This is a genomic window from Beggiatoa leptomitoformis (assembly GCF_001305575.3).
Classification (GTDB): Bacteria; Pseudomonadota; Gammaproteobacteria; order Beggiatoales; family Beggiatoaceae; genus Beggiatoa; species Beggiatoa leptomitoformis.
The window spans coordinates 75,238-98,648 of record NZ_CP012373.2; the positions used below are offsets into that span (position 1 = coordinate 75,238).

At 42.5% G+C, this 23,411-nt stretch carries 19 protein-coding genes; 11 read left to right on the plus strand and 8 right to left on the minus strand.

Annotated features, from left to right (window positions below; all coding sequences use genetic code 11):
* Positions 1-660 precede the first annotated feature (660 nt).
* The 8 genes from murG (at position 661) to lpxC (ending at position 10,234) form a co-directional block, all read left to right on the plus strand.
* On the plus strand, positions 661-1,785 hold the full coding sequence (gene murG, locus AL038_RS00380; RefSeq protein ID WP_101539133.1) for an undecaprenyldiphospho-muramoylpentapeptide beta-N-acetylglucosaminyltransferase: 1,125 nt from the start codon (positions 661-663) through the stop codon (positions 1,783-1,785).
* Positions 1,782-3,221, plus strand: a complete 1,440-nt coding sequence (murC, locus tag AL038_RS00385; RefSeq protein WP_062147362.1) for a UDP-N-acetylmuramate--L-alanine ligase — start codon at positions 1,782-1,784, stop codon at positions 3,219-3,221. Before murG ends, murC begins: the two co-directional genes overlap by 4 nt.
* 45 nt (positions 3,222-3,266) lie before the next feature.
* Positions 3,267-4,181 (plus strand): UDP-N-acetylmuramate dehydrogenase, encoded by a 915-nt coding sequence (gene murB / locus AL038_RS00390; RefSeq protein ID WP_062147369.1) that lies wholly within the window; start codon positions 3,267-3,269, stop codon positions 4,179-4,181.
* Positions 4,182-4,243: 62 nt separating this feature from the next.
* Positions 4,244-5,164: a D-alanine--D-alanine ligase gene (locus AL038_RS00395; protein WP_062147372.1), complete on the plus strand. Its 921-nt coding sequence runs from the start codon at positions 4,244-4,246 to the stop codon at positions 5,162-5,164.
* Positions 5,161-6,156 carry a cell division protein FtsQ/DivIB gene (locus AL038_RS00400; protein WP_062147375.1) on the plus strand — a complete coding sequence of 332 codons (996 nt, stop codon included), beginning with the start codon at positions 5,161-5,163 and terminating at the stop codon, positions 6,154-6,156. The genes AL038_RS00395 and AL038_RS00400 overlap by 4 nt, the downstream gene beginning before the upstream one ends.
* 13 nt (positions 6,157-6,169) lie before the next feature.
* Complete coding sequence (ftsA, locus tag AL038_RS00405) at positions 6,170-7,405, plus strand: cell division protein FtsA (RefSeq protein WP_161575405.1); 1,236 nt, start codon at positions 6,170-6,172, stop codon at positions 7,403-7,405.
* Between the two features lie 239 nt (positions 7,406-7,644).
* Positions 7,645-8,877: a cell division protein FtsZ gene (gene ftsZ / locus AL038_RS00410; protein WP_062147377.1), complete on the plus strand. Its 1,233-nt coding sequence runs from the start codon at positions 7,645-7,647 to the stop codon at positions 8,875-8,877.
* A gap of 442 nt (positions 8,878-9,319) precedes the next feature.
* Entirely contained in the window at positions 9,320-10,234 is a 915-nt protein-coding gene (lpxC, locus tag AL038_RS00415; protein WP_062147380.1) for a UDP-3-O-acyl-N-acetylglucosamine deacetylase, read from the plus strand.
* Here lpxC and AL038_RS00420 read toward each other — a convergent pair.
* Positions 10,216-10,674: a DciA family protein gene (locus AL038_RS00420; RefSeq protein ID WP_062147383.1), complete on the minus strand. Its 459-nt coding sequence runs from the start codon at positions 10,672-10,674 to the stop codon at positions 10,216-10,218. The genes lpxC and AL038_RS00420 overlap by 19 nt on opposite strands.
* Positions 10,675-10,978: 304 nt before the next feature.
* Here AL038_RS00420 and secA point away from each other — a divergent pair, with 304 nt between their 5' ends.
* From secA to AL038_RS00435, 3 genes are all read left to right on the plus strand, one after another.
* Positions 10,979-13,762 carry a preprotein translocase subunit SecA gene (secA, locus tag AL038_RS00425; RefSeq protein ID WP_062147386.1) on the plus strand — a complete coding sequence of 928 codons (2,784 nt, stop codon included), beginning with the start codon at positions 10,979-10,981 and terminating at the stop codon, positions 13,760-13,762.
* Between the two features lie 125 nt (positions 13,763-13,887).
* A complete protein-coding gene (gene argJ, locus AL038_RS00430; RefSeq protein ID WP_062147389.1) occupies positions 13,888-15,108 on the plus strand; it encodes a bifunctional glutamate N-acetyltransferase/amino-acid acetyltransferase ArgJ in 1,221 nt (406 codons plus the stop codon).
* A gap of 154 nt (positions 15,109-15,262) precedes the next feature.
* Positions 15,263-15,463: a DUF2281 domain-containing protein gene (locus AL038_RS00435; protein WP_062147392.1), complete on the plus strand. Its 201-nt coding sequence runs from the start codon at positions 15,263-15,265 to the stop codon at positions 15,461-15,463.
* A 379-nt stretch (positions 15,464-15,842) separates the two neighbouring features.
* Here the strand turns inward: AL038_RS00435 and AL038_RS00440 are convergent, their stop codons facing one another.
* The 7 genes from AL038_RS00440 to ilvD all read right to left on the minus strand — a co-directional run bounded on the left by AL038_RS00440 (position 15,843) and on the right by ilvD (position 23,308).
* Positions 15,843-16,085: a hypothetical protein gene (locus AL038_RS00440; RefSeq protein WP_062147395.1), complete on the minus strand. Its 243-nt coding sequence runs from the start codon at positions 16,083-16,085 to the stop codon at positions 15,843-15,845.
* Between the two features lie 13 nt (positions 16,086-16,098).
* Complete coding sequence (locus AL038_RS00445) at positions 16,099-16,560, minus strand: hypothetical protein (protein ID WP_062147400.1); 462 nt, start codon at positions 16,558-16,560, stop codon at positions 16,099-16,101.
* Positions 16,561-16,630: 70 nt separating this feature from the next.
* Positions 16,631-17,044, minus strand: coding sequence for a type II toxin-antitoxin system tRNA(fMet)-specific endonuclease VapC (vapC, locus tag AL038_RS00450; protein WP_201800113.1), 414 nt, complete (start codon positions 17,042-17,044; stop codon positions 16,631-16,633).
* Positions 17,044-17,280, minus strand: coding sequence for an AbrB/MazE/SpoVT family DNA-binding domain-containing protein (locus AL038_RS00455; RefSeq protein ID WP_062147410.1), 237 nt, complete (start codon positions 17,278-17,280; stop codon positions 17,044-17,046). The genes vapC and AL038_RS00455 overlap by 1 nt, the downstream gene beginning before the upstream one ends.
* A gap of 81 nt (positions 17,281-17,361) precedes the next feature.
* Positions 17,362-20,532, minus strand: coding sequence for a tetratricopeptide repeat protein (locus tag AL038_RS00460; protein WP_062147413.1), 3,171 nt, complete (start codon positions 20,530-20,532; stop codon positions 17,362-17,364).
* Positions 20,533-20,725: 193 nt separating this feature from the next.
* Positions 20,726-21,415 carry an aquaporin Z gene (gene aqpZ / locus AL038_RS00465; RefSeq protein ID WP_062147416.1) on the minus strand — a complete coding sequence of 230 codons (690 nt, stop codon included), beginning with the start codon at positions 21,413-21,415 and terminating at the stop codon, positions 20,726-20,728.
* Positions 21,416-21,625: 210 nt separating this feature from the next.
* On the minus strand, positions 21,626-23,308 hold the full coding sequence (gene ilvD / locus AL038_RS00470; protein ID WP_062147419.1) for a dihydroxy-acid dehydratase: 1,683 nt from the start codon (positions 23,306-23,308) through the stop codon (positions 21,626-21,628).
* Positions 23,309-23,411 lie beyond the last annotated feature (103 nt).

The following is a 23,411-nucleotide window of genomic DNA, read 5'->3' on the forward strand; positions in this document are numbered from 1 at the left end:
TAATTGCATGTATTTTACGTAGTTCATTCGTTTTGTTTAAATTTATCAACTATGTAAAATCAGCACTACTCACGTTACTTATCCTTTTCACAGTTAGTGTTGGTGAATTGGATGCCGTATTCTTGCACTCTTTCAGTTGTTCAGGTTCTCTTTGCACTTAATGATAAAACGGGTTGATTAAATTTCAAACGGCAGTCAGTTCGCGCTTGTAAAATTTCTGAAACAACATGCTAAATATAACAGTGTTAAGCAAGTCCATCAAACAGGTTATTATCTTTATTTTTATAAATTTGCCGTCTATTGGAATAAACCTGATAATCGTCAATTGAATACTTGATAAAGTGTTGTGTTGGGATAGTTTAAGAATAGGGCTATTGTCTGACGATATACAGGGTTTTGAATGAAAGTTGGTAGAAAGGCGATTATCTGTAGTTTGTGTAAGGGTTTCTTTTGGCAGGCGTAGCGCACTTGTGGTTAGGATGGGGAGTGCTTACCCTAGCGTTGCTAAATCCTTTCTGTTTGTTGTTAATAGATTGAGTTTTAATGAAATTAAAGATGATGCGTTAAACTGACGCATGATAAAATTCATTTTATAGGGTAACTAATGGCATAATAGCAGATCACATTATTTCTTAGCATGATTTGAAGGTGTTTTAGGTTGTGGACAGGATAAAAACGGGTATTAAACCTATTTTGTTGATGGCGGGTGGAACAGGTGGACATGTGTTTCCTGCATTGGCGATTGCAGAGAGATTACGTCAGCAAAATATCCCTGTGCGTTGGATAGGGACTGCAAAGGGCTTGGAGGCAAAAATTATTCCTAGTACGGGCATTGCCATTGATTATATTGATGTTGGTGGCTTACGCGGTAAGGGATTAGTACGGCGATTAACCGCACCTTTTCAATTGAGCAAGGCTTTGTGGCAGTCCATTCAAATTATGCGTCGTCATCAACCCGCAGCGGTTGTTGGCATGGGGGGGTTTGTTACAGGACCTGCGGCGGTTGCTGCGTGGTTGTTGCGTATTCCTGTTTTAATCCATGAACAAAATGCAATTGTAGGTTTAACAAATCGTTTATTATCGCGGATTGCTACTTGTGTGATGGAGGCCTTTCCTTATACCTTTCCTGCTTCTGTTCATGCTATTGCAACAGGTAATCCATTGCGTGACGCAATTTTACAGTTAGCACAAACGACGGTAACAACATCGCCGATTTTATCACCTGTTCGTATTTTAATTGTGGGTGGTAGTTTAGGGGCGAAAGCACTTAATGAAATTGTGCCTCAAGCCTTATTGTCCGTGAATAGTAAAATCAATGTGTGGCATCAAACGGGTGAGGCGCATTTTGAGGCAACACGCGATGTTTATGCAACGGCGACATTTGATGCATTGGTTGAACCTTTCATCACTGATATGTCAGCCGCCTATCAATGGGCTGATTTGGTTATTTGTCGAGCGGGTGCGTTGACTGTATGCGAGCTAGCGCAGGCGGGCAAAGCGAGTATTTTAGTGCCTTACCCACACGCAGTGGATGACCATCAAACAGCGAATGCTCGTTTTTTAAGTCATCAAAATGCGGCTATTTTGGTCGCACAATCATCACTTAAAGCAACTGATTTAACCGAATTAGTGCAATCTTTGGTCAGTAATCCCACTCGTTTAATGCAAATGTCTGAAAAAGCATGGCAATTAGCTCATCCGACGGCGACTGATGACATACTTCAATTAATTTTACAACACGCTTATCCATCTGCTTTGAGCGCATCTCATAAGGATTCAGTATGAAAATGACTCACCATCCAGTTAATTTGCCTAAACGTGGACGACGGATTCACTTTGTTGGTATTGGAGGGGCGGGGATGTGTGGTATTGCTGAAGTGATGCACCATGTCGGCTATGCGGTTTCGGGGTCTGATTTGCATAAAAGTGCTACGACACGCCATTTAAGCAGTTTAGGGATTAAACTGTATTGCGGGCATGATGCGAATAATATTTATGGCTGTGATGTTGTTGTTATTTCTAGCGCGGTAAAAGCAGATAATCCTGAGGTAGTTGCTGCGCGCGCCCAACATATTCCCGTTATTCCACGTGCTGAAATGTTGGGCGAATTGATGCGTTTTCGTCAGGGTATTGCCATTGCGGGGACACATGGTAAAACCACGACAACCAGTTTAATCACCAGTTTGTTGGCAGAAGGGAACTTAGATCCAACGTTTGTTATCGGCGGTAAATTAAACAGTGTTGGACGACATGCTAATTTAGGTGCAGGCGCGTATTTAGTGGCAGAAGCGGATGAAAGTGATGCCTCATTTTTATATTTAAAACCCGTTATGGCCGTTGTTACTAACATTGATGCTGACCATTTAGAAACCTATCAAAACGATTTTAATAAACTGCAAGAAACCTTTATTAAGTTTTTACAACAATTACCGTTTTATGGCTTGGCTGTGGTCTGTATTGATGACCCTGTGATTCGTCAATTACTACCGCAATTAACTAAACCTTTATTGACCTATGGAACAGCAGAAGAAGCTGAAATCCGTGCAGTACAAGTGCAACAAATTCGTGATAAAACACACTTTCAAGTGTGGCGTGATAATAGCTATTGGATGGATGTTACTTTAAATTTAGCGGGCGTGCATAACGTGCGTAATGCCCTAGCCGCCATTGCTATTGCGCATGAAGTGGGGGTGGAAGATGCCGCTATTCAACGTGGATTACAACAATTCAGTGGCATTGGACGACGCTTTCAAACCCAACACCTACACACGGCACAAGGTAATATCATGTTGATTGATGACTACGGACATCATCCGCGTGAAATAGAAGCTGTTTTACAAGCGATTCGTGCAGGATGGGCAGAACGTCGTTTAGTCGTGGTCTTTCAGCCGCACCGCTATACCCGTACCCGTGATTTATTTGACGATTTTGTCCAAGTTTTATCAACCATCGACGTGTTATTACTCCTAGATGTCTATGCAGCCGGTGAAAGCCGTATAGAAGGTGCAGACGGACAAGCCTTGTGTCATGCGTTACAAACTAAAGGACAAGTCAAACCACGTTTTGTTGCACAAGCGGACGAGTTGGTCACATTATTGCCTTCTCTATTACAAGACCAAGATATTTTATTAACCCTAGGCGCGGGCAATATTGGGACAATTTCAGCCAATTTACCTGCACAACTGACAATACAACAGTCTGTAAATGTAGAGGAATCTTGATAGTTTTCCTCCTGCTTTCTTCTTGCAATACTGGGTGAATCAGGTATGACAGTGATTATTGGGCATAACCCCAATTTTGTACCGTTTAATGGACGTGGTACGTTACGCCATAATGAACCGCTCTCCAAACATACATCATGGCGTATTGGCGGGCCTGCCGAATGGTTTTATGAACCAGCGGATTTAGAAGACCTCGCGCAATTAATGCCACAAATCCCTGATACCATGCCTATTTTATGGATGGGATTGGGTAGTAATCTGTTGGTGCGTGATGGTGGTGTGCGTGGTATGGTCATCCTAACCTCGGGGTTATTGGACGACATCATTTTTGTGGACGAACATACTTTGCGTGTTGAAGCGGGCGTGAGCTGTGCCAAAGTTGCCCGCCTTGCGGTAAATGCAGGGCTAGGCGGGGCGGAATTTCTGGCGGGTATTCCCGGCACTATCGGTGGCGCGCTTGCGATGAATGCGGGCGCGTGGGGAAGTGATACATGGTCTATTGTTCGTAGCGTGGAAACGGTTAACCGTCAAGGGCAACATCAACGCCGTTCTGTCACCGATTATGAAGTCCGTTATCGCCATGTAAAAGGGCCTGAAAATGAATGGTTTGTGGCAGCCGTATTAAAACTGCTACCCGCACCCGTTGAAGAAGGGCAAGAAAAAATTAAAGCCCTATTACGCCAACGCGGAGAAACACAACCTGTAGGATTGCCCAGTTGTGGCTCAGTCTTTCGTAACCCGTCTAATGACCATGCCGCACGTCTTATTGAACAAGCTGGATGGAAAGGTCGTAGCATTGGCGGTGCCTGTGTTTCAGAAAAGCACGCCAATTTTATTATTAATCAACAATCGGCTTCGGCGGCAGATGTTGAAGCCTTAATTACGCAAATTATTGTCTCTGTAGAACAACAATATGGAATACGTTTAGTACCCGAAGTGCGTATTGTGGGTGAATATTAGTTGAACACCATTTTCTGCCATTATAACGGGCAATATTTTTTAACCAATTGAATGATAAAAAAATGACTGTGAATACAACCCACTGGGGAAAAGTTGCCGTATTAATGGGGGGAACATCCGCAGAACGTGATGTGTCTTTAAAAAGTGGGCGCGCTGTATTAACAGCCCTATTAAATCAAGAGGTTGATGCGATAGGTATCGATACAGGCGTGGGTAGCTTATTAGAGAAATTAACTGAAAACAGTTACGATCACGTGTTTATTGCCCTACATGGGCGCGGTGGTGAAGATGGTACGGTACAAGGGCTGTTAGAACAGTTAGGATTACCCTACACGGGCAGCGGCGTATTAGGCTCTGCTTTGGCAATGGATAAATACCGTACAAAACTCGTTTGGGAAGGCTTAGGATTACCCACGCCGCCGTGTGTACTGCTAACGGAAAAAACTGATTTTAACAATGTTGTTACCAAATTAGGCTTACCACTGATGGTAAAACCTGCCAGTGAAGGCTCTAGCGTTGGCATGAGTAAAGTTAATGATGTTGTAGAAATACAACAAGCCTATGAACTTGCAAAGCAGTTTGATCAAGTAGTTATCGCTGAAAAATACATTAGTGGTGTAGAATATACAGCCAGCATTGTACAAAACCAATCCTTGCCTATCATCCGCTTAGAAACCCCAAGGGTTTTCTATGATTATGAAGCGAAGTACAGCGACAATACACAAACCCGTTATATTTGCCCATCTGGTCTAGCACCCGACCAAGAAACCACCTTGCAACAATTAGCGTTACAAGCTTTTTTAGCCGTTGGTGCAACAGGATGGGGACGAGTAGATTTAATGTGTGATGCAACGGGACAAGCTTGGTTGTTAGAAGTTAATACCGTTCCCGGTATGACCGACCATAGTCTTGTTCCTATGGCGGCTAAGGCGGCAGGCATTGATTTTGATAATTTAGTGTTACAAATCCTAGCAAGCACATGAAAAAAACCTTGTCTTTACGCAGCACACGACGTACAGACGAAAAACGCGCCGTTGTTAAGCGCGGCAATGGGCAAGCACGGCGCGCAGTTACTCATACCACGCTAGGAATATACAATTTTCTTAACAAGATAATTGATAATATTCAAACGGGTTTTGCCTATTTTGTTCAAGGCATAATCTTTGTTATCCCTTATATATTGCCTTACTGGAAAAATATTGTTTTCGTCTTCTTTTTATTGGGATTAATTGCAGGCGGTGTCGTATGGATACAAAATCCTCGCAACGTCCCTATTCATGAAGTAGTAATTGAAGGTAATCAGCGAGTTAGCACGCAATCTGTGCGTGAAGCTATCGCCCCTTATGTTACTGGCAGTTTATGGCAAGTGGATGAACAAGCGATTCAAACCACACTGGCAAAAATTGCTTGGATAGCAACGGTTAGTATTGAACGGCAATGGATGGATACGCTTTTAGTTAAAATAGAAGAGTATCAGGCTGTTGGACATTGGCGTGTCGCAAGTGCAACCACCAATAATCCCGTCTCCTCCCCTAAAGGGATATTACAGTTAGTCAGCGAAAAAGGCATTATATTTGAAGTCCCCGAACAAACTATTACCTTACCGCAATTACAAGGATTAGAAGATAACGCACCAGAAGTTGCGGCATTGTATAAAACGGCACAAGATTTGTTACGTACTAAAGGACTACAAATTAATGAGTTTGGCTGTAATCAACGCTATGCGTGGTATATTGTTTTAAACAATGGCATCAAACTAATACTGGGGCGTGGTGATAATACCCAACGATTACAACGGTTTTTAGAAATTTACGATAAGCTAACGACACAGTTTCCACTTTGTTCGACGAGTCAATCAGCACAAAAGAAAAGTAAAAAGTCCCCAACCACCTGTCAACCAGCAATCAGTAAAAGCGTAAAATTAATGGTAGATTTACGTTATACCAACGGCGTTGCAGTACGCTTGGCTCAGTAGAGCGAGGAATAAAATGGCAAAAGATAAAAATTTAATCGTAGGCTTAGATATTGGCACTTCTAAAGTAGTTGCCATTGTTGGAGAAATTCCCGCAGAAGGTAATGAAGTTGAAATTATCGGCATCGGACAACATCCCTCACGGGGACTGAAAAAAGGGGTTGTTGTCAATATTGAATCTACGGTTCATTCTATTCAACGCGCCATTGAAGAAGCAGAATTGATGTCGGGTTGTGAAATTCACTCCGTCTTTACAGGCATTTCTGGCAGCCATATTCGGAGTATGAATTCACATGGTATTGTTGCAATTCGGGATAAAGAAGTCACCCAAGATGATATCGACCGTGTTTTAGACGCAGCACGTGCGGTTGCCATTCCTGCCGACCAAAAAATTATTCACGTCCTAGCCCAAGAGTTTGTCATTGATAATCAAGAAGGGGTACGTGAGCCAATTGGTATGTCTGGCGTGCGTTTGGAAGCAAAAGTACATCTGGTTTCTGGAGCGGTCAGTGCGGCACAAAATATTGTCCGTTGTGTACGTTTATGCGGTTTAGAAGTTGACGATATTATTTTGCAACAATTAGCGTCTAGCGAAGCCGTTTTAACCGAAGATGAAAAAGATTTAGGCGTTTGTTTAGTCGACATAGGGGGGGGAACGACAGATATTGCTATATTTATTGAAGGGGCAATTCGTTACACCGCCGTTATTCCCATTGCAGGCGACCAAGTCACTAATGATATTGCTGTAGCGATGCGCACACCAACCCAATATGCAGAAGAAATTAAAATTAAATATGCGTGTGCGTTAGCAAACTTAGCCAATGCAGATGAAATGATAGAAGTACCCAGTGTTGGTGCGCGTCCGCCCCGTTATTTAGCGCGTCAAACCTTGGCTGATGTGGTTGAACCCCGTTATGAAGAACTATTTACCCTTGTACAATCAGTCTTACGGCGTAGCGGTTATGAAGATTTAATTGCGGCTGGTTTGGTGATTACAGGGGGGAGTGCCAAAATGGATGGTGTTGTTGAATTGGCTGAAGAAGTCTTTCACATGCCCGTCCGCATTGGCTACCCGCGTTATGTATCTGGCTTGGTTGATGTGGTACGTAACCCCATGCACGCGACGGGTGTCGGTTTGTTGCTTTTCGGACATCATCACCGTCATGAACGAATGTCAGATATTGCCAGCACGGGCGGGGGATTTAAAAATGTCTTTACCCGTATGAAAAACTGGTTTCAAGGTAATTTTTGATGTATATCAATAAAATGTTTTTTTAGCCTTATCTACAGTCATTATGCGTCATTACAAAATTAAAGTAGATATAAGACTGCTTAGAAAAGAATGGCATAATTTCTGCGATAATTGCCCATTAGAAAAAAAAACGCTTCGCAGATACTGAACATCTTGCTATAAAGCTATAATTCGGATTAGATTACAAGGATTCTTAACAGTTATCATAGCCATGCGCTAGCGCATAGGAGGTCTTTATTGTGTTTGAATTAATGGATACTTTTAGCCAAAACGCGGTGATTAAAGTCATCGGCGTGGGGGGCGGTGGTGGTAATGCAGTTGAACACATGTTAGCAGGCAGCATTGAAGGTGTTGAGTTTATTTGTGCCAACACCGATGCACAAGCACTGCGTAACTCTTCTGCACGTACCGTTTTACAATTAGGCACAGATGTTACTAAAGGCTTAGGGGCAGGTGCCAATCCTGAAGTTGGACAACAATCCGCGCTTGAAGATAGGGAACGTATCATGGCTGTGTTAGAAGGCACAGACATGGTATTTATTACCGCAGGGATGGGCGGCGGTACAGGAACAGGTGCAGCACCTGTTGTTGCACAAGTTGCTAAAGAATTGGGTGTTTTAACCGTTGCCGTTGTAACCCGTCCCTTCCCTTTTGAAGGAAGAAAACGCTCATCTGTTGCGGAACAAGGAATTAAAGATTTAGCACAACATGTTGATTCATTGATTGTTATTCCCAATGAAAAATTATTAAGTGTGTTAGGTAAAGATTCTAGTTTATTAGATGCATTTAAAGCGGCTAATAACGTACTTTACAGTGCGGTACAAGGGATTTCTGAACTCATCACACGCCCCGGTTTGATTAACGTTGACTTTGCAGACGTAAAAACCGTTATGCAGGAAATGGGCATGGCGATGATGGGAACAGGTAAAGCAAAAGGTGAGGGTAGGGCGCGAAAAGCCGCAATGGAAGCCATTTCCAGCCCCTTACTTGAAGATATAGATTTATCAGGTGCGCGTGGCATTTTAGTCAATATGACCGCTGGTTTAGATTTAACCATTGGTGAATTTGAAGAAATGGGCGATGTCATTGAAGAATTCGCCTCAGAAAATGCAACCGTGGTAGTTGGTACTGTACTTGACCCTGATATCAAAGAAGAATTACGAGTTACGGTTATTGCAACAGGCGTAAGCCAACAAAATAGTGGTGCGCATTTTACGACAGGTCGTCAAACCATTACTGAAAATCGTCACGCGCCTAATGTAAAAACCCTACCGTTTACAAATAGTAAGAGTATGCCAGCAGAACGCGAGCGGGTCGCCAGCAAGGTTGATGATTATAAGGATTACGATAAATCCCCATTAGTGCGCCGTCAATCCGACGGGCATGAAAAAACCTTAGAACATTCAGATAATAACCATCCTAGTGAAACCTACTTGGATATTCCCGCTTTTTTGCGCCGTCAAGCGGATTAGTTTTATTCCCAACACAATACGGTCATCATCGTATAATGCTTAAAACGAGAGGGACGTTTGTATCAGCCACTTTCTGAGACAAACAGTCCCTACTTGTTTTTTTAATGTCTGAAAATTACTTATGACGTGACGTAATAACTTGACAGATAGTCAGATTAATCGTATTGTTGCACTGCAACAAAAAATTTCATTCTTTATACTTAAGCCTGTATAGAGGCTTTGTCGGTTATATACACTGTTTTTTAGCCCCTATACGCAATACAATAGACTTACAAGCCCATCTGGTATGAAAATTTCATACTAACTAAATAGTTTTATTTAATAACCCCTTTAGTAGTAATTTTTAGAAATTTTTTACCTATCTATACAATGGATAGCCTAGCAGGATTATCGTGATGGTTAGTCGCTGCCTATCCGAGCTATCGTGGAGATATAAAAAACAATGATAAAGCAACGTACCTTGAAAAATGTGATTCGAGCCACGGGTGTTGGCTTGCACACAGGAGAAAAGGTTTTTCTTACCCTACGTCCTGCCGCGCCTGATACAGGTATTGTTTTTCGACGCGTTGATGTATCTCCGCCAGTAGATATTGCCGCCCATGCAGAAAACGTGGGGGATACCCGCCTTTCTACAACCCTAGTGAATGGACATGTCAAAATCTCAACGGTTGAACATTTACTATCTGCTTTTGCGGGCTTAGGTATTGATAATGCTTATGTTGATATTAGCGCGCCCGAAGTTCCCATTATGGACGGGAGTGCAGGGCCTTTTGTTTTCTTAATTCAGTCAGCGGGTATTGAAGAACAACACGCCCCAAAACGCTATATACGCATCAAACGTAAAATTCAAGTACAACAAGGTGATAAGTGGGCAAAATTTGAACCCTTCAACGGGTTTAAAGTCAACTTTCGCATAGAGTTTGACCACCCCGTTTTTAAACGCACGCGCCAATACGCGGAAATGGATTTTTCTAAAACATCTTTTGTAAAAGAAATTAGTCGCGCACGAACCTTTGGTTTTATGCACGAAATCGAATTATTACGTGAAAATAAATTAGCCTTAGGCGGTAGTTTAGACAATGCGATTGTGGTGGATGACTATCGCATTCTTAATGAGGACGGCTTACGCTACGATGATGAATTTGTTCGCCATAAAATCTTAGATGTCCTTGGTGACATTTACCTATTAGGACATGGGCTTATAGGTGCATTCAGCGGTCATAAGTCAGGGCATGAATTAAATAACTTACTGCTCAGAACCTTATTAGCGGACAAAAAAGCGTGGGAACTGGTTACATTTGATGATGAACAAGTACATAGCCTGCCCATCGGATGTCTTCAACCCTTATTTGTATGACGAGCTAGGCGCAATAAAGCATTTCGCAATCCTTGATCTTTTAAATTGTGAGCTACATTTTGTAGGAGCATTGCGGTTTCATGTGATAAGGATGGACGACGTTTGTCAGTCTGCATGAGTGAGGGTTTTACTAAGGCGGTATCAAGCGAATGCACTTTAATTTCTATCTTTTTGATGCGTAATGGTTGCAAAAAAGGGTCGCTTTGCCAAGTGTGTAAAATCTCTTCACTCATATAACGTAAACGGGTTGCATACGGTGCGCTATCCGCCCAAAGAACAACAACCTGTTCACGCACATTCGCAACAGAACAATGATGACGTAAGACTGTGGGCAAATGTTCTTTTAAGGCTCGATCAATCTGTTGTAAAGCGGCGCACCGCTCGATAACGGTGTGTACTATATGACTAGAATGATTCAAAATTTGTAAAACAGTTTTCATTATTTATTCAAATAAAATTAGTTTTTCATGTCACTCATTCTAGCTGATTTCTCACCACATTATAAATTTTTACACGCGCTTTATATTGCCTCGCAATCTTATTCCTTAAAAACTTGAGGATTATTTCGCCTTTATTTTGTCAGTCATAAGCCCATTACGGTAAACTATACAGATAAAGCGCGTTTCGCGTATGCGATGTCATTTTGGACTACGCATTTAACCGTTTTTGTGTTTCTTTTTTATAGAGAAAATAACACTAACTCTCCCGTTTCTTCAGCCTACATTTTAAAGACATCAACAACCCATGTTAGGAAACCTGCTAAAAAAAATCTTCGGTAGCCGTAATGAACGGCTGGTCAAACGCATGATGAAAACAGTCGAGCAAATTAACGCGCTCGAACCAAGCCTCAGCGGTTTAAGCGATGCAGAACTGAGTCATAAAACAATTGAGTTTCGGGAGCGTTTGAAACAGGGCGCGACACTAGACGATTTATTACCTGAAGCCTTTGCCGTTGTCCGTGAAACGGGGAAACGGGTGCTAAATATGCGCCATTTCGACATGCAACTTATCGGTGGTATGGTACTCCATCAAGGTAAAATTGCTGAAATGCGTACAGGGGAAGGGAAAACCCTTGTTGCGACCTTACCCGCCTACTTAAACGCCTTATCGGGCGATGGCGTGCATGTGGTCACGGTCAATGACTATCTCGCACGACGTGACGCGGAATGGATGGGACGGGTTTATCGCTTTTTAGGAATGAGCGTTGGTGTTGTCGTGCCAAACATGCCCGCTGAAGAAAAACGTGACGCTTATTTAGCCGATATTACCTACGGCACAAATAACGAATTTGGTTTTGATTACTTACGCGATAACATGGCGTTTAGCATTACTGATAGGATGCAACGCAAACTGAATTACGCAATTGTTGATGAAGTGGACTCCATTTTAATTGATGAAGCTCGCACCCCCCTGATTATCTCAGGGCCAACAGATGATAATTCAGAATTATACCAACGGATTAACACCATTGTCCCCCGTCTAAAACCCCAACTGCGTGAACCGCAAAAAGATGATGAAGAAGAAGTACCGGGGGATTACTATGTTGATGAAAAAGCCAAACAAGTGCTTATCAGTGATGAAGGGCATCAACATATTGAAGAATTACTCATGCACGAAGGCTTGCTAAATGAAGGCGAGAGTTTGTATGACTCCGCCAATATCAGCAAAATGCACCATATTCATGCCGCCCTTCGCGCCCATAGCCTTTTCCAACGGAACATTGATTACATCGTTAAAGATGGACAAATCATCATTGTTGACGAATTTACAGGGCGCACCATGCAGGGTCGTCGCTGGTCAGAAGGCTTACACCAAGCCGTAGAAGCCAAAGAAGGCGTACCTGTTCAAAACGAAAACCAAACCCTCGCCTCTATCACCTTCCAAAACTTATTCCGCCTGTACAAAAAACTCTCAGGTATGACAGGAACGGCAGATACAGAAGCCTATGAATTTCAACAAATTTATGGCTTAGAAGTCGTCGTTATTCCCCCTCATCGTCCGATGATACGCAAAGACATGGGCGATTTAGTTTACCTAACTAAAGAAGAAAAATACAAAGCAATTCTGAATGATATAGTTGATTGTCGCAAACGTGGGCAACCCGTTTTAGTTGGTACAGCCTCTATTGAAAGCTCAGAAACCCTGTCTAACTTCTTGACACAAGAAAACATTCAACACCAAGTTCTTAATGCCAAATATCACGAACAAGAAGCCCACATCATCGCCCAAGCAGGACGCACAGGGGCTGTTACCATTGCCACCAACATGGCAGGACGTGGGACAGATATTATTTTAGGCGGAAATATTGAAGCAGAAACGCAACAACTACACGAAAATAAAGAAGCCCTAACCGAAGCGCAACTACAAGCCAAAGAAATTGAATTACGCGATGCGTGGAAAATCCAACATGAAGCCGTTTTAGCCAGTGGTGGTTTACACATTATTGGCACAGAACGCCATGAATCCCGACGGATTGACAACCAATTACGCGGACGTTCTGGACGACAAGGCGACCCCGGTTCTAGCCGTTTTTACCTCTCTTTAGAAGACAACCTAATGCGGATTTTTGCCTCCGACCGCATTACAGGACTCATGCAAAAACTAGGGATGGAAGAAGGCGAAGCCATTGAACACCCTTGGGTAACAAAAGCGATTGAAAACGCACAGCGCAAAGTAGAAGGACGCAACTTCGATATTCGTAAACAACTGCTCGAATATGATGATGTTGCCAATGACCAACGCAAAGTTATCTACGACCAACGCAACGAATTAATGGAATCGGACAATGTTTATGAAACCATTCAAGCGGTTCGTTTAGACGTTCTAAATGAAATTATCGACACCCATATTCCGCCACAAAGTTTAGACGAATTATGGAATATCACAGGGCTAGAGAAGGCGATTGAAGAAACCTTTGGCGCAAAATTACCCATTGCGCAATGGCTAGCAGAAGACCACAACTTACACGAAACCAGTTTACGGCAAAAAATTGCGGACACGCTAGAAACCGCCTACACAGAAAAAGCCCAACAAGCGGGTGAAGATGTACTACGCCATTTTGAAAAAGCAGTCATGTTACAACTGCTAGATTCACAATGGAAAGAACACCTTGCTGCAATGGACTACCTCCGTCAAGGGATACACCTACGCGGTTATGCCCAAAAAAATCCCAAGCAAGAATACAAACGGGAAGCGTTTGAAATGTTCTCCAAATTACTAGAACGTTTTAAACAAGAATTGATTAGCGTGGTATCAAAAGTTCATGTTCGCACCCAAGAAGAAGTGGATGCTGTTGAAGAAGAAAGACGCAAACAAGCCGCCGCACTGGCATCTATGCAATTTCAACACGCCCAAGTGGACGGACTAACCAATGAACTCACCAACGAACCTGCTGACGAAACCGCTAGCAAGAACGAATCCGCACAACAAGCCCCCTATGTTCGCCAAGTCCCAAAAGTAGGACGTAACGAGCCATGTCCTTGTGGGTCTGGCAAAAAATACAAATTGTGTCATGGTAAATTAGAATAATAGAAAGCTCAAAACAATGATTGTATGCCTGTCATAATGTTTCCTTAACGTCAGGACATTAAGACAAAAACAGCAATCATTGCTTGAACGCTCTTCTTTTCACCTTCACAACCTGCGCGGATACTATGGCTGTCAACTTTCCCCCCTTTCCCGTTTTACACCCCATTAAAGGCATTAAACTCGGCACTGCCTTGGCGAAAATAAAACCCACTGCAACCCGTGATGACATCACCCTATTTGAACTCGCCCCAACCAGCACCTGTGCGGCAGTTTTCACCCGCAATGCTTTTTGTGCTGCCCCTGTCATACTTGCCCGTCAACATTTAAACCAAACCATGCCCCGCTACTTACTGATAAATTCAGGCAATGCAAATGCAGGGACCGGTGAACAAGGCTTACAAGACGGACTAGCAAGCTGTAGCGCACTCGCAACGCTAGGCAATACCGAAAAAAATAAAGTATTACCTTTTTCTACAGGGGTCATTGGTCAACCACTACCCGTTGACAAACTGAGTGCCGCCTTGCCTACCGCAATACAAGCCCTCAGTGAAAATGGCTGGCAAAATGCAGCAAATGCCATTATGACCACCGACACCCTGCCCAAAGCCGCATCATTACAAACCACGCTACAAGGTCAAGCCCTTACTATTACAGGCATTGCCAAAGGGGCGGGCATGATACGCCCAGACATGGCAACAATGCTTGCGTTTATAGCGACAGATGCAAAAATTCCCGCTACTGTCCTACAAGCAGGGCTGAATTTAGCGGTGAATCAAAGTTTTAATCGAATCAGTGTTGATGGCGATACCTCAACCAATGATGCCTGTGTCCTTGTTGCCAGTGGACAAGGTGAAGTTAGCATTGATAACGAACAACATCCTCATTTTCCACTCTTTGTCCAACAGCTTACCCACCTCTGCCAACAACTTGCACAAGCCATTGTGCGCGATGGAGAAGGTGCGACCAAATTTATCAGCATTCATGTTGAACAAGGCGCGACCAGCCAAGAATGTTTAGACGTTGCCTACACAATAGCCCATTCACCACTGGTTAAAACGGCATTTTTTGCCAGCGACGCAAACTGGGGACGCATTTTAGCAGCGGTTGGACGGGCAGGATTATCTAAACTCGTTTTAGAAGACATTGTGATTTATTTAGGCGATGTTTGCATTGTGCGACATGGCGGGCGGGCGACAGATTACACAGAAGAACGCGGACAAGCCGTTATGGCGAATTCAGATATTAGCATTCGGATTTTGCTAGGACGTGGACAAGCACAAGAGATTGTATGGACTTGTGATTTTTCTTATGATTATGTCAAGATTAATGCAGAGTATCGGACATAACCTTAAGAATCAACCTTGTAGGATGTGTTGGCTCATACTAATGCACCCTACAAGTTGTTTTACGCTAATAACGCATTATTTTTCAATTTTTATTGGCTAAGATTATTCCCATGTGAAAGATTGATTCAAACAATGCACGGTTTGGGGAATATAAATGTATAGTCAAAAATTATTACACGAAATCGAAGTGTTACCGCCAGAATTGCAAAAGCAAGTTTATGATTTTGTTTTATTCTTACGCAATCAACAGCGAATTGTTCAAAAAAGAACGGTGGGTGAATATCAAGATAAAATTGTGATGCACGAGGATTTTGATGCGCCGTTGTCTGATGATTTTTGGTTAGGGGAAAAATGAATATTTTGTTAGATACTCATGCGTTTTTGTGGTTGAGAAGTAACCCAGAAAAAGTACCTGAAAAATTATTGGCGGCTTATTATGATTTAAACAATGTGGTATTTCTCAGTGTGGCCAGCATAAAGACCCCTTTGACCGGTTAATTATCACGCAGGCTAAATTAGAAGATTTAAAATTAGCGAGTGCAGATAGCGTGTTTTATCAGTATGAAATTGATTTGTTTTGGAGTTAGCTAAGTTGGTCTCTCTCGTTCCCAAACAGAGTTTGGGAACGAGGAAAAAACAAAGTATTATCTTATTTTATTTTTTTAAAATCAACTTTATAGGATGTATTAGCTGATACTAACGCACCCTACAAGTTGTTTTACGCTAATAACGCATTATTTTTCAGTTTTTCTTGGCTCAGTCACAATAATGGCGGGCAATTGTTTTATACCTGCCGTTTTCTGTGTCGTATTTTTATGAATGATGACGGTGCTATTTTCGGGCGTAAAATCTACCTCCCAATCAGCTTTACAATACGGACAATAACCCATTAAAACGGGTTGCTCCTCTAAATCAATCAATAAATCAAAGGTTTCTTTACACTGATAACACTGAAAAGTTTGTTTTTGTTTTGCCATTTTATAGCCTTGTTTAACGAATAAAGATGCTCAAGCCTGCACAGGCTAAACCCAGAAAAAAGCACACACTACCCGCGACTAACTCCCAATATTTATCCCGCGCACTTTTTTGAAAAAATTCCTCAATACTAATGCCCTCATCTGGATGACTAACAGATTCACGGCGGATAAGATTGCGTTTAACGTTGTAACGATTATTCGGAAATAGGGTAAAAAACGTTAAAAGTAGCGCGAGAAACCAACATCCAAATGCAGCGATTAAATAAGCATTTAAACCTAAAACTACTTTTTCACCCTGCACCAATTGCAACACCGTAATATAAACACTAGGCACAGCCAATTCTAAGGTAAACAATTGTTTTGCTAATTCATCCAAACGATTTGCCTGTTGTACGATTTCCTCTGTAAATTTTTGCTGGAGGAATTTATCAAGTTCGGAAGGGGCCCGAGTTTGGATAGGGGATTGATTGGTCATGATGATTGTATTACCCAGTTTTTTATTTTCCGTGCTTATTATCTTCAATGTAGGGTTGCATATAGGTCAATTATGGTGATGGTAAAACTAACCAGTTTTCTAATAAAAGCTCAGGAATTCGCTCAAATTCTTTAAGATTATTGCTCACTAAAGTAAGCTGATGAGCAAGTGCAATCCCCGCTATTTGTAAATCGTATGAACCAATAACTTGACCTTTTTTCTCTAGCTGACTTCTAATATTTGCAGTGATATAAGCCGCTTCTTCATCAAAATTAATAATCGTAAATTGCTCACAAAAAAGCTTTAAATTTCTTTTGTTTTTCTCACGATATTGGCTTTTTTCTGCACCATAAAATAACTCATAAACAGTGATAGATGAAAGAAATATCTTTTCTATGGGATGTTTTTCAAAACACTGTTGTACGCTTGGATAATGTTGTTTTATCAAATAAATGCAGATATTAGTATCTAGTAAATAACGCATTAAAATATTTCCCGAATTTGTATTTCAGGTTGTTTTCTTTCTTCCTGCATAAAATCATCACTGAATTGCTCTGCAATTTGGAAAACGGTTTGCCAATTACTGGCTTGAATTGGTGGAGATTTTTTAGTTTTCCGCACGGGTCGTTTGAGTGTTGCAACATCAGCACGTAATTGGCTTATTTCATTCATTAAACCATCAAGTTTCTGTAAAAGGGTTTCGTATTGCGTAGATTGCATGATGTCCTCTTTTGGGTCTGAACCTTAATTTTCTCAATTATAAAATTAGCATAATTAAGAAAATTAAGTAAATTATGAAAATTACGGTTCAGACATTTGTTGACTTACCTGTTCCCAATAATTTAAGCCATCCTGTCCCCAATCCTTCGCCAACTGTTCCAATGCCTGTAAGACTTGTGCTTCACCAATCTTATGAGCAATTCGATACACTTCTATAAATTTCGCGATTCCTTCCTGCACTTCCTCATTTTGCAAATGAATATGTCCCATATTAAACAAGGTCGCACATAGGCCCGCCACATCGCCGATTTCTTGTTGAATCGCTAAGGACTGTTGCAAGTAGCGCAGGGCGGTTTCGTAGTCGCCTCGGGCATAAGCCGTTGTTGCCATATTGTTGAGCGTCGTGCCTTCGCCACTTTTATCGCCGATTTCTTGTGCAATCGCTAAGGACTGTTGCAAGTAGCGCAGGGCGGTTTCGGTGTCGCCTCGGGCTGAATAGATTTGAGAAATATTGTTGAGCGTCGTGCCTTCGCCACTTTTATCGCCGATTTCTTGTCTTATCGCTAAGGACTGTTGCAAGTAGCGCAGGGCGGTTTCGTAGTCGCCTCGGGCATCATAGATTTGAGAAATATTGTTGAGCGTCGTGCCTTCGCCACTTTTATCGCCGATTTCTTGTTGAATCGCTAAGGACTGTTGCAAGTAGCGCAGGGCGGTTTCGTAGTCGCCTTGAGACCAATAAATTCCAGAAATATTGTTGAGCGTCATGCCTTCGCCACGTTTATCGCCGATTTCTTGTCTTATCGCTAAAGACTGTTGCAAGTAGCGCAGGGCGGTTTCGTAGTTTCCTAGTGCGTGGTTTGTCGTGCCTAGCCAATTTAAAACTCGCCCCTCAATTGCTTTATCTTCTCCACCTTGCATCGGCTCTACCCATTCCAACAAGGTACGATATAAACCCACGCGGTAGAAATAGGGCACAAGTTCATCTAAGGCAAAGTTATCCGCCTCTGCTTTTTTTCCTGCCAGTGTCAAGGCTTCATGCACTGCAAGGGCTTGTTCATAATTTTTTTTATCAGTTTCAAAAAGATAGCGTTGATAGTCAGCCGCTTGACTGTATAACGTGGTGGTGATGGGGGGTAAATGTGCTTGTATCCATAAACGCACCATTGCACCACAATAGAAAATCTCGCGTTGTAAAGGCGGGTTAAAAATACATTCTATTAAAGAATAATGACTTAAGCGTTGAAGCAAGTGCTCGACAGGCTTTAATTGTGGCTCACTCAAAGCGATTTTTTTCACCCCTTCTTGTGGGACAGCGGTTGTATAAACCGTTAAACGTCTTAATAACTCGCGTTCATCTGCTTCTAACGCGGTTTGAATGATTTTTTCTAAAAGTTGATTAGTTTGTAAATCTGTTTGAGCAGTTTTAATGCTTGTTAATAACTGCTCGCGGTCAGTTTGGCTTAAATCGGGGAGCAATTTAAGAAAGAACTCTAAGCCACGAAAATTACCCTGAAAGGCTTGATAAAGTTCACGAAGTAATTTAAACCGCGCTTCTTTTTCACTGGGCAAAGGGATATTGTGTAAATAAATGAACTGAATAAAATCACCATAATTTACATGACATAAAGACAAATGCCCTGTTTGCCAATTCGGTAATTTCCAACGCGATGTTAATAAAACTGTTGGCGCACTGTCGCCCATTTGCTGAATAACGCTTAACCATGTTGTTATTGTTTCATCAGTTAATGCATGTGTTTTTAAATCTTGTAAAGACTCTAAATTGTCAAAAATCAATACTAATTTACGTTGGGTTTGTTTCTGTAAGGTTGAGATTAATAACTGGGCAAATAATTTTGCAGTCTTGCATTTTTCCTGTTTCGCTGTAAATTCAGGCGTATGTACTTCATTTAAACTAAACTGTAAAAGTGTTTCAAACTCTGTCCAACTATTTTCGGGACGCGCTGAATATACATGAACAATAAAGCCTTTTTGCTGTAACCGTTGCGCTAAATAGGTGACAAGCGCGGTTTTTCCCTGTCCCCCTTCGCCTGTGATAAGCAACTGTTTAACTTGACGGCTTTCTAAACGGTTGCGCCATTCCCGCAGTTCGCGCCGTCGTCCGATAAAACGTTGTAAAGGTGGTAATCCTGATAATGAGGAAGATAAAACCGTATCAGCCAGTGGTTTAACCTCAAATCCCCAATCTACCAAAGGCATAGCAGGGTCACGACTCCACAATATTGGCAAAGACCATTGCGTTACACTCAATTCACGCCAATGATTTTTTAAATCTTCGCCGACTGTATCCCCGCGCTCAATCGCTTGCCGTCCTGCTTGTACCGCCTCATCAACCCGCGCTTGTTGGGCAATGGCTTCACAAAATGCCCGCGCAAAAGCAATGCCTGCAATATCTAATACTGATTCGCGCATCCCAACGACATGCGGTAAACCGATATTTACCAACGATTGCGCCAAACCTGTACTTAAATCTGCCGATGCACTTTGTCCCGATTCGCACGCCGACAACACAACACACTGCACCCCCTGCCCGCGAAAAGCCTTTGCCAGCTCGCTATCGCGCACCATCACAGCATTGCCATTGTCATCCTCGAAACAAAATTCGCCATATTTTTCCGTTAAATGCTGTTCGTCATGAAACACCCCATGCCCGCTTAAAAACACCACATCAAACCCTTGTTTTAAAAACTGTTGTAAAGTCTGAAAGCGTCCATCGTCTGGCACTTCTAACTGTACAATACCGCGCTGAACTGGCTCGAGTAAGGCTTCTAAAACATGGGCTTGTTCATTTTCAACATTTAATCGCCCCTGTTCGGTGAGATTTTCGGGCAAACTGGTGAATAACAGGACTTTTAAGGGGCGTTGCTGAATAGGCGTTACAACACATTGCGTCGGAACACGGCGCGACAGGGTAAAATGTGGCTGTTTGGCTAAAAAACCATGTTGCGGATGGTATAAACATTCCCATGCAAGCTGTTGCAGTTGTGCGTCTTGGCTTTCGAGAATAATCGGTAATATAGCGGGGCAAGCTTGTCGATAAGCGGTATCAAATGCCTCGTCGATATTTAAAGCCCGCCATAAATCCAACCCAAAGGCTTTTAATTCATTTTCTTCAATTTTCTGCCGATTGGCATACCGCAAAGCAAAATCAGCCGAAACCCGACGACGGGCAGGGGTGTATAACTCAGCGGGAGGATTGATGATAAACGGGGAGACATGGACTTGTTGGGGCATGGTCTGGGCTCGCAGGGGATAATATGGCTTATTCTTAGTGATTTAGCCCCAATATGCAAGTAAGACTGATGAACGTGTATTTTACTAAACCAGATAAAAACGGATAACACCATTTGAAGCGGTGATATCCGTCTTGGTTGTTAAACTTGGGTTAAATTAAAGTCGCAATAATTCTGCAAGGCTTTGTTCTGTATTAATTGGTTTCTTGACTAATAAAACGATAAGTAATAGCACCCAATACAGCACCTATGATTGGCGCAACCCAGAATAGCCATAGTTGTGCAATTGCCCAATCACCAACGAATAGTGCAACACCTGTACTGCGTGCAGGATTTACGGAAGTATTTGTAATAGGAATGCTAATAAGATGAATGAGGGTTAGACAAAGTCCAATGGCAATAGGTGCCATGCCGTGTGGCGCACGACTGTCTGTTGAACCCATAATTACGAAAAGAAATATCATGGTTAATACAATTTCTGTGATTAATGCGGATTGTAGCGAATATCCATTGGGTGAATGTTCACCGTAACCATTTGAAGCAAATCCTGCGGAAACATCAAAACCCGTTTTACCTGTCGCAATGAGATATAAAGCCCCCCCTGCAATCAGCCCACCCACTACTTGTGCAACGATGTAAGGTAGTAGTTGTTTGGTTGGGAAACGCCCACCTGCCCATAATCCGATGGATACAGCAGGATTGAGGTGACAACCTGAAATATGCCCAATAGCATAAGCCATTGTTAAAACAGTTAAACCAAAGGCTAGTGATACGCCAACAAAACCAATGCCTAGGGTTGGAAAGGCTGCTGCAAAAATTGCACTGCCACATCCACCAAAAACAAGCCAAAATGTTCCAATTAATTCAGCGATATATTTATTCATACGCTTTCCTTTCAATTAGTTATGGAATTATAATCAATTGTGTACAAATAATTTATGCCTATAAATATTAGGTGGTGTTAATTAGACAAAGACAAAAAAGGATTTCTCTCACCCTTTGGTAAACAGGGGCTAGGAGAAATCCTTATTTATTCGTATTGCCCATATTTTTTAAAGAGGCACAGATAAATTTGTACCGCTTAAATATTGTTGCTACTCGTCTGTTACACAACCTTCGGACGCATTTTTGACGTTTTTAATGTATTTGTATAATGTCCCACGCGAGGCATTGTAGGGCGGTTGTTGCCATGTAGCGCGACGTTTTGCGAGTTCTTCATCGCTGACATTCATATCTAATCGTTTATTTTCTGCATCAATGGTGATGATGTCGCCATCTTTTACCAGCGCGATAGGGCCGCCTTCTTGGGCTTCAGGGACGATGTGTCCAACAATAAAGCCGTGTGAACCACCCGAGAATCGACCATCAGTAAGCAGTGCTACGTCTTGTCCTAAGCCTGCGCCCATAATGGCTGAGGTGGGCGTTAGCATTTCGGGCATACCGGGGCCACCTTTAGGGCCTTCGTAGCGTATGATGACAACATCCCCTTTTTGGATTGCTTTTTGTTCTAGGGCAACGAGCATGTCTTCTTCACAGTCATAGACTTTTGCTGTGCCTGTGAATTTTAGACCTTCTTTTCCTGTGATTTTGGCGACAGAGCCACCGGGGGCAAGATTGCCCTTAAGAATTTGGATGTGTCCTGTTGCTTTAATGGGATTTTCTAGGGGACGAATAACTTGTTGTCCTGCACTTAATCCCGGTAAATCGGCTAAATTTTCTGCAACGGTTTTGCCTGTCACGGTTAGGCAATCGCCATCTAATAAGCCTTTTTCTAGCAGGTATTTCATAATAGCGGGTGTGCCACCGATATTATGTAGGTCTTCCATGACGTATAAACCGCTTGGTTTTAAATCGGCAATGAAGGGAATACGGTCGCTAACTGCTTGGAAATCATCAATTGTTAGGTTAACGTCGACGGAGCGGGCGATAGCGATTAGGTGGAGTACGGCATTGGTTGACCCGCCTAATGCCATAACCATGACCATTGCATTTTCAAAGGCTGCGCGGGTCATGATGTCGCGGGGTTTGATGTCTTTTTCTAGTAGGTTGCGAATGGCTGCACCTGCACGGAAACATTCATCCATTTTATAGGCTTCTGTTGCAGGGGTGGATGAGCTGTAGGGTAAGCTCATGCCTAGTGCTTCAATAGCAGATGCCATGGTGTTTGCCGTGTACATTCCGCCGCAGGCTCCCGCACCGGGACAGGCGTGACGCACGATGTCTTGTCGTTCTTCTTCAGTAATCTTGCCTGTGATATACGCGCCGTAGGATTGAAAAGCCGTTACAATATCAATGGTTTCGTGTTTTTTATTATATCCGGGGCGAATCGTCCCCCCGTAAACCATTAGGGATGGACGGTTTAAGCGTCCCATTGCGATTAAACATCCCGGCATATTTTTATCGCAACCCGGTAAAGATATGTTGGCATCGTACCATTGACCGCCCATAATGGTTTCAATAGAGTCTGCAATTAAATCACGGGATTGTAGGGAAAAACTCATTCCGCGTGTTCCCATAGAAATCCCATCACTGACACCAATTGTATTAAAGCGCATTCCCACCATGCCCGCCGCAGTAACACCTTCTTTGACTCTTTGCGCGAGGTCTAACAAGTGAATATTGCAAGGATTACCTTCGTACCAAACGCTGGCAATACCAATTTGTGCCTTGTTCATATCGGCTTCTTGCATACCTGTGCCATAAAGCATGGCTTGCGACGCGCCTTGTGATTTGGGTTGGGTGATTTTGGCACTATATTTGTTGATGGGGTTAGCCATTCATATCTCCTGATTTACGACTGTACACAATGAAAAAATCATGATGAAACCTTATTTCAAAACGTCAACATTCAGTTCGTTATTTTTAACAAGGTATTATTAA